The sequence below is a fragment of the Demequina silvatica genome (assembly GCF_000971215.1).
GTDB lineage: Bacteria > Actinomycetota > Actinomycetes > Actinomycetales > Demequinaceae > Demequina > Demequina silvatica.
Genome location: NZ_BBMA01000003.1, coordinates 170,524 through 183,438, shown reverse-complemented (window position 1 = coordinate 183,438; position 12,915 = coordinate 170,524). Strand labels below are relative to the sequence as shown.

The following is a 12,915-nucleotide window of genomic DNA, read 5'->3' as shown; positions in this document are numbered from 1 at the left end:
CGGCTCGACCACCCGCCGCCGCGTACAACGTGTTGCGCTCGACTGTCCACAGTGGCAGGCTCGCGGCATGGCGTCACCGACGATTCGCGCGCTGCTCGCGCGCCCCGAGCTCAAGCTGCGTCTCGCCACCCCGGAGGACGCCGTGACACCGGGCGCTCTCGACGCGACCGTCCGCTGGGTGCACAGCTCCGACCTGCTGGATCCCACGCCGTTCCTCGCGGGCGGCATGGTGCTGCTCACCACGGGCACACAGTTCCGCGATGCGGGCGACAGCCCCAAGGCGTACACCGCCTACGTGAAGCGCCTGGCACGGTCGGGGATGCTGGGTCTCGGCTTCGGCACCGAGGTCGTGCGCTCCGGCATCCCCGAGGCGCTGATCGCCGCATGCGAGGACGCGCGCCTGCCCCTGTGGGAGGTGCCCTACGACACCCCGTTCATCGCGCTCGCCCGCGCGAACGCGGAGGCGCTCGCCGCGGTCGCGTACGAGCGCCGCACCTGGGCCCTCGAGGCTCAGCGCGCCGTCGCGGTCGCGGCGCTGCGCCCCGACGGGCTCAAGGCCATGCTTGCCGAGCTCGCCCGACGCCTGGGCGCCTGGGTGGGCCTGGTCGACGCGGACGCGCTCCTCCATGAGCACCCCGGCGGCGGGGTGGACGCGGCGACGGTGACGGCGCTCGAGCATCACGCGGGCGCGATGCTGGTGCGCGGAGTGCAGGCGACGTCCGGCGTCACGGCCGGCGACCGCGACTTCCAGCTGCAGACGCTCGGCCAGCGCGGGCGGCTGCGCGCGGTGCTCGCGATCGCCGCGGACGAGCTCGACGAGCAGCAGCGGGCCGTGGTGACCACGGTGGTCGCGATGGCGGCGCTCGCCCTGGAGCAGCGCCAGGACCTCGAGCTCGCCCGCGACGCGCTCGCGGCCGGGATCCTCGAGGCGCTCACCCGCGGGGACGTCCCGCTGGCCGCCGCCGTGGCCGCCGCCTCGGGCTCGCCCCTGCCCGCAGCGCCCGTGGTGGTCGCCGTCGCGGACGAGCGGCTCGCCTCCGTGGGCGGCGCCGGCCGGTGGCTGGACACCCGCGGCGTGCCGGTGCTGCACGCGCAGCGGCACGGCGACCTGGTGATGGTGCTCGCGGAGGAGGACGCCTCCTTGGTGGACGAGCTGGTGCTGCGCCACGGCGGCACGGTCGGCCTGTCCGCGCCCGCGCGGCTCGACGCGGTCGCCGAGGCGCTGGTGCAGGCCCGCACGGCGCGCGAACGGCGCACCGGTCCCGTGACACGCTTCGCGGACCTGCCGGGGGCCGGGGTGCTCACGCTGCTCGACGGGCCTCAGGCGCGCACGGTCGCGCGCGCGGCGCTCGAGCCGCTCGCCCGTCACGACGAGGAGCAGGGCACCGAGCTGGTGCCCACGGTGGCGGCGTGGTTCGCCGCGGACTGCGCGCACGACGCGGCGGCGCGGGCGCTGGGGGTGCACCGCCACACGGTGCGCGCGCGGCTCGCGGCCGCGCAGGAGCTGCTCGGCCAGGACCTCGCCACGGTGGCCGGCCGCGCCCAGGTGTGGGCGGCGCTGCGCGCGGCGGGGCTGCTCGACTGACCGAGCCGGCCGCCCCGCCGCGGGCGCCCTCAGGCGATGAGCGCGTCGATCTCGCTCAGCGCGCCGTCGATGACGGCGAGGCCGCGCCGGAGCTCGGCCTCGGTGATGACGAGCGGCGGCGCGATGTGGGTGCGGTTGAAGTGCACGAACGGCCACAGGCCGGAGTCCTTGCACGCCTTCGCGAACACGCCCATGGGGGCGGCGTCCGCGCCCGCGGCGTTGAACGGCACCAGCGGCTCGCGGGTCTCGCGGTCGCGGACCAGCTCGATCGCCCAGAACAGGCCGGTGCCGCGCACCTCGCCCACGCACGGGTGCGACTCGAGCCAGCCGCGGACGGTCGGCTCGATCACGCGCGACCCGAGGTCCTTCACCCGTTCGAGGATGCCGTCCCTGCGGAACACCTCGAACGTCGCGACGCCGGGGGCGCACGCGAGCGGGTGCCCCGAGTACGTGAGGCCGCCGGGGAACGCACGCTCGTCGAACGCCGCCGCGATCTCCGCGGAGATCACCACGCCGCCCAGCGGCACGTAGCCCGAGTTGACGCCCTTCGCGAAGGTGATGAGGTCCGGCTCGACGCCGTGGCCCTGGAACGCGAACCACTCGCCGGTGCGGCCGAAGCCCACCATGACCTCGTCGGCGATGTAGACGATCCCGTACTTGTCGCACAGCGCCCGCACGCCCGCGAGGTACCCCGGCGGCGGCACGAGCACGCCGTTGGTGCCCACCACGGTCTCGAGGACGATCGCGCCGATGGTCGACGCCCCCTCGAGCACGATGGTCTGCTCGAGGTGCTCGAGCGCGCGCGCCGTCTCCTCCTCGGGCGTGGTCGCATGGAACGCCGAGCGGTACAGGTACGGCCCGAAGAAGTGCACCACGGACCCGTCCGCGGGCTCGTTGGGCCAGCGGCGCGGGTCGCCCGTGAGCGAGATCGCGGTGGTGGTGTTGCCGTGGTAGCTGCGGTACATCGCGAGCACCTTGCGCTTACCCGTCACCAGGCGGGCCATGCGCACGGCGTTCTCGTTCGCGTCCGCGCCGCCGTTCGTGAAGAAGACCTTGGTGAAGCGCTCCCCCGCCACATCCGTGATGAGGCGCGCGAGCTCGCCGCGCACGTCGTTCGCGAAGGACGGCTGGATGGTCGCGAGGGTGCGCGCCTGCTTCTCGATGGCCTCGATGAGGTCGGGGTGCTGATGGCCCAGGTTGAGGTTGACCAGCTGCGAGCCGAAGTCGAGGTAGCGGTTGCCCGCGTAGTCCCAGAACTCGGAGCCCGCGCCGCCGGCGACGGGCAGCGGGTCGATCATCCCCTGCGCGCTCCACGAGTGGAACACGTGGCCGCGGTCGTCGGCGCGCACGCGCGCCTCCGCGCCCGTCATGGCGTCCTGCTCGATGCTCATGGACCCGCCTCTCAGTGGTTGCTCGGGAAGCCGAGGTCGATCTGCGACTCACTGGGCTCCGGCCAGCGAGTCGTCACCACCTTGCTCCGCGTGTAGAAGTGGATGGACTCGGGGCCGTAGATGTGCGAGTCGCCGAACAGCGAGCTCTTCCAGCCGCCGAACGAGTACGCGCCGATCGGCACGGGCAGCGGCACGTTGACGCCCACCATGCCCACCTCGATGTCGATCTCGAACGCGCGAGCGGTGGCGCCGTCGCGGGTGAAGATCGCGGTGCCGTTCGCGAACTGGTTCGCGTTGACCAGGGCCACGGCCTCGTCGTAGGACGATGCGCGAGTCACCGCGAGCACGGGGCCGAAGATCTCGTCGTCGTAGACCTTCATGCCCGGCTTCGCGTGATCCACCAGCGACGTGCCCACGAAGAAACCGTCGCCCGCGAACTCCTGGGTGGTGCCGTCGACCACCACGGTCGCGCCCTCGGCGGCGGCGCCGGTGACGTACGAGGCGACCTTGTCGCGGTGCTCGCGCGTGATGAGGGGGCCCATCTCCGAGGCCGGGTCGGTGCCGTCGCCGATGGTGAGCGTCGCCATGCGCTCGGCGACCTTGGCGACCAGCGCATCGGCCGTCTCCTCGCCCACGGGCACGAGGACGGAGATCGCCATGCAGCGCTCGCCCGCGGAGCCGTAGGCGGCGGAGACCGCGGCGTCGGCGGCGGCGTCGAGGTCCGCGTCGGGCATGACGATCATGTGGTTCTTCGCGCCGCCGAGCGCTTGGACGCGCTTGCCGTTCGCGGTGCCGCGCTCGTAGATGGCGCGGGCGACCGGGGTCGAGCCGACGAAGGAGACGGCGCGCACGTCGGGCGAGTCGAGCAGGGTGTCGACCGCGACCTTGTCTCCGTGGACCACGTTGAGGACGCCCGCGGGCAGGCCCGCCTCCTCGAACAGCGCGGCGAGGAACAGCGACGCCGAGGGGTCCTTCTCGGACGGCTTGAGGACCACGGTGTTGCCGCACGCGATGGCGGAGGCCGCCATCCACAGCGGCACCATCACGGGGAAGTTGAACGGGGTGATGCAGCCGACCACGCCCACGGGCTGCTTGGTGGAGTGCACGTCGACGCCGCGCGCGACCTGCTCCGAGTGCTCGCCCTTGAGGTGGTGCACCAGGCCCGCGGCGAACTCGACGTTCTCGATGCCGCGGCTGATCTCGCCCTTCGCGTCGGAGAGGACCTTGCCGTGCTCGCGCGTGATGATCGCGGCGAGCTCGTCCTGACGCTCGATCAGGAGGTGACGCAGGCGGAAGAACACGTCCGCGCGCTTGATCAGGCCCGTCGCACGCCAGGCGGGCAGCGCGGCCTTGGCGGCGGCGATGGCCGCCTCGACCTCGGCGACCGAGGCGTACGCGACCTCGGCGACCACCTCTCCGGTCGCGGGGTTCCAGACCTGGCCGGTGCGCTCGCCGGCGCCGGCGGCCTCACCTGCGACGTGGTGACGGATCAGGCTCACGGTTCTCCTCTCGGAACGCGCCGGACACTCTGCCGGACGCGGGTAGCGGTGCGATGGCACTCAGATTCACACATACGATGGCCCGATGGAGCCCTCGGAACGTCGTCATCTCACCCCGGGACCGACACATCGTCCGGCCGGTACCGCGCTCGCCGCGCTGCCCACCGTGGCGGAGCTGCTGGAGGACCCCGCGTTCCGCGCGGGCCTGCCCGAGGTGGTGGTCGGCGGCGCCGCCCTGGAGGCGCCCGTGCGGTGGATCCACACCTCGGAGCGCGGCGACATCGCCCGCATGCTCGAGGGCCGCGAGCTGGTGCTGTCGATGGGCACGGCGTGGCCCGAGGACGATGCGGCGCTCGGGGAGTTCGTGGACAGCCTGGCGGACGTGGGGGTGTCCTGCCTGGTGCTCGAGCTCGGCACGCGGTACGACGCCCTGCCGGCGGCCGTCCGCGCCGCCGCGGAGAGCCGCGGCCTCGCCCTGGTGGTGCTGCACCGCGAGGTGCGGTTCGTGTCCGTCACCGAGGCGGGTCACGGCCGCATCATCGCCGGGCAGATGGCGGCCCTGCGCGCTCGCGACGAGGTCCGCGAGGTGTTCACCTCGCTCGCGCTGCGCGGCGCGCCCGCCGACCACGTGGTCCGCGAGCTCGCCCGCGCGCTGGGCGCGCCCGTGGTGCTCGAGAGCCTTGCCCACGAGGCGCTCATCGCGGAGATCCCGGCCGGGTCCGAGCAGACCGTGCTGGCCGACTGGGAGCGCCGCTCGCGCGCCGCCCACCGCGACCAGCAGGCGGAGACGCACGGCGAGGAGGGCTGGCTGGTGGTTCCCGTCGACGCGCGCGGCAAGCGCTGGGGCTCGCTGGTCGCGCTGCCCGGGCCCGCGCACCCGGCGGGCCGCGCGAACGTGCTGAGCCAGGGCGCGATCGCGCTGGCGCTCGGCCGGCTCGCGGACGGCGGCCGCGACGAGTGGGCGACCATCGCACGCCGCCACGTGCTCGACCCGCTGCTCGCGGGACGCTTCGCCACGCCCGAGGCGATGGCCGCGAGGCTCGAGGCCGCCGGCGTGCCCGTCGAGGGGCGCCTCCTGTACGGCCTCGCGCTGCGCGGCTCCGAGCCGTCGCCAGCCGAGATCGAGGCGTGGGCGCTCGCCGCCGGCGGACGCGCCCGCGCGCTCGCCATGCCCTCCCGGACCGGAGCGGCGCTGACGGTGGTGCTGCTGTCCCTGCCCGCGCATCGTCCCCTCGACGAGGCCGCCACGGCGGCCCTCCAGCGCGCGCTCCGCGACGGCGGCCGCATCGCGATCGCGGTGGGCCGCGAGGCGCGCGACGTCGACGGCGCGACCCTCGCGCTGCACGAGGCGATCGACAACGCGGGCGAGCCCGCCTCCGGCACCGTGCTGTGGGTGGAGCGGCGGCCGCTCGCGCGCCTCCTCAGCTCGCTGCGCGACGACCACCGCCTGCTCGACCACGGCGAGCGGGTGCTCTCCCCCATCGTCGAGCACGACCAGCGGACGTCCGGCGACCTCCAGCGGGTCCTCCGCGCGGCGCTCGCCCACCCGGGCAACCGCACCGCGGCCGCGCGCGCAGCCCACCTGTCACGATCCGTGTTCTACCAGCGGCTCGAGCTCATCGAGACGCTGCTGGGCGTGGACCTCGAGGACGGCGAGACGCAGACCGCGCTGCACGTGGCGCTGCTGTCGCGGCCCGGCGCGCGCGACTGACCGCGGCGCCCGCGCCTACCCCGCGACGTAGACCTTCCGCAGCGTCTCCGTGACGGTCCACCGGGTCTGCATGCCCTCTTGGAGCCACACCATCGATCCGGGACCGATCTCGGCCGTGGGCAGCGCGGGCTCCAGGTACTCGATGGTGGCGCGCCCGGACAGCACCACGAACACCTCGTCCGCCTCGACGTCGGTGGCGACGCCGGGCGTCATCTCCCACACGCCCACCTCGACCTCGCCCACCTCGGCGAGCGCAGCGGCCCCCGCGACGGGGGCGCCGGACTCCACGAGGCCGGGCTCGACCGGCTCGGTCTCGATGGTGACGGCGTGCAGGTCGACGGGGACGCCCGGTCTCAGCGCGCTCACGAGTCGAACCCGAGGCCCACGGCGTCGAGGCCGCGCAGCAGCAGGTTGCGCCGGCCCTCGCGGTGGTCCGCGCGGTCGAGCGACCAGCGCGTCGCGTTGATGCCGAGGCTCGCGACCGGCTCCGGCGGGAACGGCAGCGGCCGGTCCTGGACCATCCGTAGGCGCGTGCGCTCCGTCTCCTCGCCCGCGAGCAGGTCAAGCATGACGTTCGCGCCGAACCGGGTCGCGCCGACGCCCAGACCGGTGAACCCCAGCGAGTAGGCGACGTCGCCGCCGCGCGCCGTGCCCCAGAATGCGCAGAAGCGGGTGGACGTGTCGATCGCGCCGGCCCACCGGTGGGTCGCGCGGATCCCGTCGAGCTGCGGGAAGGTGGTGAGCAGGTGGCTCGCCAGCTTCTCGTAGGACTCGCGTCGGTCCTGGTAGGAGGCCTTCACGCGGCCACCGGCGTGGTAGATCGCGTCGTAGCCGCCGAACAGCAGGCGGTCGTCGGCGGTGAGCCGGTAGTAGTGGAACTGGTTGGCCATGTCGGCGACGCCCTGCCGGCCCTCCCAGCTCATCTCCGCGAGCTGCGCAGGGGTGAGCGGCTCGGTCATGAGCACGTAGTCGTAGACCGGCACCGTCATGAGCCTGTTGCGCTTGAGCAGCGACTGGAACGCGTTGGTCGCGAGCGCGACCTTGCCCGCCCGCACGTGGCCGTCGCGCGTGCGCACCAGCGGGCCGTCCTCGAGCGCCGTGACGGGCGAGCGCTCGAAGATCCTCACGCCCAGCTCCTCGGCGACCCGGGCGAGCTCGCGCGCGAGCTTGCCGGGGTGCACCAGCGCCGTGTCGTCGGGGCTCAGCTGACCGCCCAGGTAGGTGGGCGAGTTCACCAGCGCGCGCGTCGCCTCCGCATCGAGCACGCCGTCGCCCTCGAGCCACTCGAGCTGGTGCGGCTCGACCGCGACGGAGAGCGCGCCCGTTCGCTGGAAGTCGACGTCCATCGAGTACCGGGCGACGGTGGCCTCGATCTGGTCGAGGTTCTCCATCCCGAGGCGGTCGAGCTCGTCGATCTCGTCGGGCCAGCGCGACTCGCCGTTCTCGCGGCCGTGCGTGAGGCTCGCCTCGCAGAAGCCGCCGTTGCGGCCCGACGCGGCCCACCCCACGCGCCGCCCCTCGAGCAGCACCACGTCCAGGTGGGGGTCGCGCTCCTTCGCGAGCACCGCGGTCCACAGCCCCGAGTACCCGCCGCCCACGATCACCAGGTCCGCGCGGTGGCTGCCCTCGAGCGCGGGCCGCTCGGGACCGGGCGCGTCGTCCGTCCAGAAGGGCTCGAGGCGCGAGCCTTCCAGCATGGTGGCGATGGACGATGCGGCGGCCGGGTGGCGCTCGAAGACCGTGGTTCCCACGGGTATCACTCCTGACGGTGAAGGGCTTGTCCGGCATCGAACCGCACGCATCCCCCGGATGCAAGGGACCCCGGACACAACTGCGGGCGCGGGGAGAGGTGACCGACGCATCGTCCGGCCCTGGCATGGACCGCGCCCGGGGTGATCGGTTACCGTGTGAGGTGCACTCCCCGGGTGTGCGACCCCAGCGCCAGGCCGGCGGGCGGTCGCGAACCTTTACCTCATGTATGCCCGTCGCCAGGCCGGTCGGGTGGAGGAGTCATGCCAGTCCAGCTCGACCGCGCCCGGATCGCCCAGCTGATCGAGGAGCAGACCGCGCTGCTCAACGAGCGCACCGTGAAGTCCAAGGCCATGTACGCCCACGCGTCGGAGCACCTCTCCGGCGGTGTCGCGTCCAGCTACCAGGGCCGTGACCCGTGGCCCATCTACATCGACTCGGGTGCGGGCGACCGCATCGTCGACGTCGACGGCAACGAGTACTACGACTTCCACAACGGCTTCGGCTCGATGGTCCAGGGCCACGCGCACCCCGCGATCGGCGCGGCGCTCGAGAAGCGCTACCCGCTCGGCACGCACTTCGCGGCGGCCACCGAGGACGTCATCGACGTCGCGGACGAGCTCGCGCGCCGGTGGGGCCTGCCCAAGTGGCGCTTCACCAACTCGGGCTCCGAGTCCACCATGGACGCGATCCGCATCGCCCGCGCCTACACGGGCCGCGACACCGTGATGAAGATCTTCGGCTCGTACCACGGCCACCATGACACGGTCATGGTGTCGATCGGCGTCGCGTACGACCAGATCGGCGACCGCGAGAACTACGCGTCGCTGCCCTACGGCGGCGGCATCCCGCAGGCGACCGTCGACATGACCGTCGCGGTGCCGTTCAACGACGCGGGCGCGATGGAGCGCCGGATCGTGGCGCTCGAGAAGGAGGGCCGCCTGCCCGCCTGCGTCATCATGGAGGCCGCCATGATGAACCTGGGCGTCGTGCTGCCCGAGCCCGGCTACCTCGAGGCCGTGCGCGAGATCACGAAGAAGTACGGCATCGTGCTGATCTTCGACGAGGTCAAGACCGGCCTCGCGATCGCCCCCGGCGGCGCGACCGAGAAGTTCGGCGTGCTGCCCGACATGGTGACGCTCGCGAAGGTGCTGGGCGGAGGCCTGCCGTCCGGCGCGATCGGCGGCTCCGCCGAGGTGATGAGCGTGGTCGAGGACCACACCGTCTACCAGGTGGGCACCTACAACGGGAACCCGCTGTCGATGGCCGCCGCGAAGGCGTCGCTCCTCGAGGTGCTCACGCCGGCCGCGTACGAGCGGCTCGCGGAGCTCAACGACCGGATCGTCGCCGGCTGCCAGGCCGTCATCGAGAAGTACGACCTCGCGGGCTACGCCGTGGGCATCGGCTCGAAGGGCTGCGTGACGTTCTCCACCGAGAAGATCACGGACTACGAGGCGTTCAAGAACGCCCAGGACGTCGAGCTGTGCGACCTCGCGTGGCTGTGGAACATGAACCACGGCATCTTCATGACGCCGGGCCGCGAGGAGGAGTGGACGCTCTCGGTGGTCCACACCGACGAGTCCGTGGACGCCTACATCAAGGCGTTCGACGATCTGGCGGCGGCGCTGACCGCGTAACCGCCCGCCTCGCGACGGCGCCCGACCGGCGCCGTCGCGAGCGCCGTGAAGGCCGGGTCCCGCTGAGGTGGGCCCGGCCTTCTGCGTTCACATCACGGTGATGCCGCGCGCAGCGAACTGCCCCCTCACGCGGTCGAGCAGCTCGTGCGACGGCGTCGGGGTGTCCTCGAGCAGGTAGGGCTCCCCCGTCGCGGCCCACTTGTCGCGGCCCAGCTGGTGGAACGGCAGCACCTCGACCCGCTCGACCCCGTCGAGAGTGGCGACGAAGTCCGCGACCGCGTCGACGTTGTCGACCGCGTCGGTGAGGCCCGGGACCAGCACGAACCGGATCCACATGGTCCGGCCGAGGTCGGACAGGCGGCGCGCGAAGTCGAGGGTGGGCTGCAGCGGGCGGCCCGTCACCCGGGCGTAGGTCTCGGGCAGGCCCGACTTGATGTCGAGCAGCACCAGGTCGATCTCCTCGAGGTCCGCGTCGGACAGCCGTGCGCCCAGCAGGCCGGCGGTGTCCAGCGCGGTGTGGATCCCGAGCGCCTGGCAGCGGCGGAACACCTCCATGACGAACTTGGCCTGCAGCAGCGGCTCGCCGCCGGAGATGGTGATGCCGCCGCCGGAGACCTTGAGGACCTTCTCGTAGCGCACGACCTTCACCATCACCTCGTCGACGGTGTGGCGGCGGCCGTCGCGCATGCGCCACGTGTCGGGGTTCTGGCAGAACTGGCAGCGCATCCCGCAGCCGGCCATGAACAGGGCCATGCGGGTGCCGGGGCCGTCGGCGCCGGTGACCAGGTCCCACGAGTGGACGGAGCCGGTGGTGTGGTCGACTATGCGGTCGGCGGCGGCCATCTCCTCGTCGGCCACCTCCATGGGCGGGGACGCGAGGAGCGGGACGGGGACGGGGTTGTCAGGCATGGCGGGGACCTCCTGCTGTCGAGGATAGAAGCGGCGCCCCGCCCCCGGTGGGGACGGGGCGCCGCTGGGTGTCCGGTCTGCGGAGAGCGGGCTACAGCCCGGCGTGGAACGTGCGGGAGAGCACGTCGAGCTGCTGCTCGCGGGTCAGACGGACAAAGTTGACGGCGTAGCCGGAGACGCGGATGGTGAGCTGCGGGTACTTCTCCGGGTGCTCCATGGCGTCCTCGAGGACCTCACGGTTGAGGACGTTGACGTTGACGTGGAAGCCCTGCGACACGTTGTACGCGTCGAGGATGCCCACCAGGTTCTTCACCTGGTCCTCGCGGGTGCGGCCCAGGCCGGACGGCACGATCGAGGTGGTCAGCGAGATGCCGTCCTGCGCCTCCGCGTAGGGCAGCTTCGCGACGGAGAGGGCCGAGGCCATCACGCCGTGCACGTCACGGCCGTTCATGGGGTTGGCACCGGGGGCGAAGGGCTCGCCGGCGCGGCGGCCGTCGGGGGTGTTGCCCGTCGCCTTGCCGTAGACCACGTTCGACGTGATGGTGAGCACCGACTGCGTGTGGGTCGCGTTGCGGTAGGTGGGCTGCTGGCGCACCTTCTCCATGAAGCGGCCCACCAGGTCCACGGCGATCTCGTCAACGCGGTCGTCGTCGTTGCCGTAGCAGGGGAACTCGCCCTCGACCTCGTAGTCCACCGCGAGGCCCGAGGCGTCGCGGACGGGACGCACGGTCGCGTACTTGATGGCCGACAGCGAGTCCGCCGCGACCGACAGGCCGGCGATGCCGCAGGCCATGGTGCGGAGGATGGTGCGGTCGTGCAGCGCCATCTCGATGCGCTCGTAGGCGTACTTGTCGTGCATGTAGTGGATGACGTTGAGCGCGTCCACGTAGGTCTCGGCGAGCCAGTCGAGGAGCCCGTCGAACGCGGCCATGACGGAGTCGAAGTCGAGGACCTCGTCCGTGAGCGGCGCGCTGACCGGGGCGACCTGCTTGCCGGAGACCTCGTCGCGGCCGCCGTTGATCGCGTACAGCAGCGACTTGGCGAGGTTGACGCGGGCGCCGAAGAACTGCATCTGCTTGCCCACGGCCATCGCGGACACGCAGCACGCGATCGCGGTGTCGTCGCCGTAGCAGGGGCGGATCAGCTCGTCTGACTCGTACTGGATGGCCGAGGTGTCGATCGAGACCTTCGCGCAGAAGTCCTTGAAGCCCTGCGGGAGGCGGTCGGACCAGAACACGGTGAGGTTCGGCTCCGGTGCGGGGCCCAGGTTGTACAGCGTCTGCAGGTAGCGGAACGAGGTGCGGGTCACCAGCGGGCGACCGTCCTCGCCGACGCCGCCGATGGTCTCGGTGACCCACGTCGGGTCGCCGGAGAACAGCGCATCGTACTCCGGGGTGCGCAGGAAGCGCACGATCCGCAGCTTGATGACGAAGTCGTCGATGATCTCCTGAGCGGACTCCTCGGTGAGGACGCCCTCGGCGATGTCGCGCTCGAGGAACACGTCGACGAAGGTCGAGGTGCGGCCCAGCGACATGGCGGCGCCGTTCTGCTCCTTCACCGCGGCGAGGTACGCGAAGTACAGCCACTGGACGGCCTCGCGGCCGGACTGCGCGGGGCCCGAGATGTCGAAGCCGTAGGAGGCCGCCATCTGCTTGAGCTCCTTGAGCGCCTTGATCTGCTCGGAGTTCTCCTCGCGGTCGCGGATGATGTCCTCGGTCGAGCGCTCCATGTCGAGCTCCATGCGCTCGAGCTTCTTGCCCTCGATCAGGGCGTCGACGCCGTACAGCGCGACGCGGCGGTAGTCGCCGATGATGCGGCCGCGGCCGTACGCGTCGGGCAGGCCGGTGACGATGTGCGAGGAGCGGGCCGCGCGGACGTTCGGCGGGTACGCGTCGAAGACGCCGTCGTTGTGGGTCTTGCGGTACTTGGAGAAGGTCTCCTCGAGCTCCGGCTTGATCGGGTAGCCGTAGGTCTCGAGCTCCTTCACCACCATGCGCCAGCCGCCGAACGGCATGATCGCGCGCTTGAGCGGGGCGTCGGTCTGGAGGCCGACGATGACCTCGTTCTCCTGGTCGATGTAGCCGGGGCCGTGCGAGGTGATGAGGGCCGGGGTCTCCCAGTCGACGTCGTAGACGCCCTTCTCGCGCTCCTCCGGGAACATCGCGGAGAGCTTGTCCCAGACGCCCGTGGTGCGGGCGGTGGCGCCGGCGAGGAAGGTGTCGTCGCCCTCGTAGGGCGTGTAGTTCTTCTGGATGAAGTCACGGACGTCGATGCCGTCGCACCAGGCGCCGGTGGTGAAGCCGCGCCACGCGTGGGCGCGGGGGTCGCCCGCGTCGTCCTGGATCGTGGTGCTGTCGACGGCTTCTGTGGTCATGGCCTGTACTCCCTCTCCCAATTGGATGGCCCTGTGGGGCCGATGCGTGGGGCTCGCTCC

The 12,915-nt window shown here is 72.3% G+C and carries 9 protein-coding genes; 3 read left to right on the top strand and 6 right to left on the bottom strand.

Annotation, left to right across the window (positions count from 1 at the left end):
- Nucleotides 1-67: 67 nt before the first annotated feature.
- Nucleotides 68-1,585 carry a PucR family transcriptional regulator gene (locus AOM05_RS04775; protein ID WP_062519896.1) on the top strand — a complete coding sequence of 506 codons (1,518 nt, stop codon included), beginning with the start codon at nucleotides 68-70 and terminating at the stop codon, nucleotides 1,583-1,585.
- Between the two features lie 29 nt (nucleotides 1,586-1,614).
- On the opposite strand, the gene AOM05_RS04770 is transcribed toward AOM05_RS04775, so the two are convergent.
- Together AOM05_RS04770 and AOM05_RS04765 are read right to left on the bottom strand one after the other, a co-directional pair.
- A complete protein-coding gene (locus AOM05_RS04770) occupies nucleotides 1,615-2,976 on the bottom strand; it encodes an aspartate aminotransferase family protein (protein WP_062519894.1) in 1,362 nt (453 codons plus the stop codon).
- A gap of 11 nt (nucleotides 2,977-2,987) precedes the next feature.
- Nucleotides 2,988-4,475, bottom strand: coding sequence for a CoA-acylating methylmalonate-semialdehyde dehydrogenase (locus AOM05_RS04765; protein ID WP_062519892.1), 1,488 nt, complete (start codon nucleotides 4,473-4,475; stop codon nucleotides 2,988-2,990).
- An 85-nt stretch (nucleotides 4,476-4,560) separates the two neighbouring features.
- Between AOM05_RS04765 and AOM05_RS04760 the strand changes: the two genes are divergently transcribed.
- A complete protein-coding gene (locus AOM05_RS04760) occupies nucleotides 4,561-6,186 on the top strand; it encodes a PucR family transcriptional regulator (RefSeq protein ID WP_156165035.1) in 1,626 nt (541 codons plus the stop codon).
- Between the two features lie 15 nt (nucleotides 6,187-6,201).
- Here AOM05_RS04760 and AOM05_RS04755 read toward each other — a convergent pair whose 3' ends face one another.
- Nucleotides 6,202-6,552 carry a cupin domain-containing protein gene (locus tag AOM05_RS04755; protein WP_062519890.1) on the bottom strand — a complete coding sequence of 117 codons (351 nt, stop codon included), beginning with the start codon at nucleotides 6,550-6,552 and terminating at the stop codon, nucleotides 6,202-6,204.
- On the bottom strand, nucleotides 6,549-7,937 hold the full coding sequence (locus AOM05_RS04750) for an NAD(P)/FAD-dependent oxidoreductase (RefSeq protein WP_062519889.1): 1,389 nt from the start codon (nucleotides 7,935-7,937) through the stop codon (nucleotides 6,549-6,551). The genes AOM05_RS04755 and AOM05_RS04750 overlap by 4 nt, the downstream gene beginning before the upstream one ends.
- A 261-nt stretch (nucleotides 7,938-8,198) precedes the next feature.
- Here AOM05_RS04750 and AOM05_RS04745 point away from each other — a divergent pair, with 261 nt between their 5' ends.
- The gene (locus AOM05_RS04745; protein WP_062519887.1) at nucleotides 8,199-9,572 is read left to right on the top strand and encodes an aspartate aminotransferase family protein; all 1,374 of its coding nucleotides are present in this window, start codon (nucleotides 8,199-8,201) and stop codon (nucleotides 9,570-9,572) included.
- A gap of 87 nt (nucleotides 9,573-9,659) precedes the next feature.
- On the opposite strand, the gene pflA is transcribed toward AOM05_RS04745, so the two are convergent.
- Both pflA and pflB read right to left on the bottom strand, forming a co-directional pair.
- Nucleotides 9,660-10,481: a pyruvate formate-lyase-activating protein gene (gene pflA, locus AOM05_RS04740; RefSeq protein WP_062519885.1), complete on the bottom strand. Its 822-nt coding sequence runs from the start codon at nucleotides 10,479-10,481 to the stop codon at nucleotides 9,660-9,662.
- 91 nt (nucleotides 10,482-10,572) lie between these two features.
- Nucleotides 10,573-12,855, bottom strand: coding sequence for a formate C-acetyltransferase (pflB, locus tag AOM05_RS04735; protein ID WP_062519883.1), 2,283 nt, complete (start codon nucleotides 12,853-12,855; stop codon nucleotides 10,573-10,575).
- Nucleotides 12,856-12,915 lie beyond the last annotated feature (60 nt).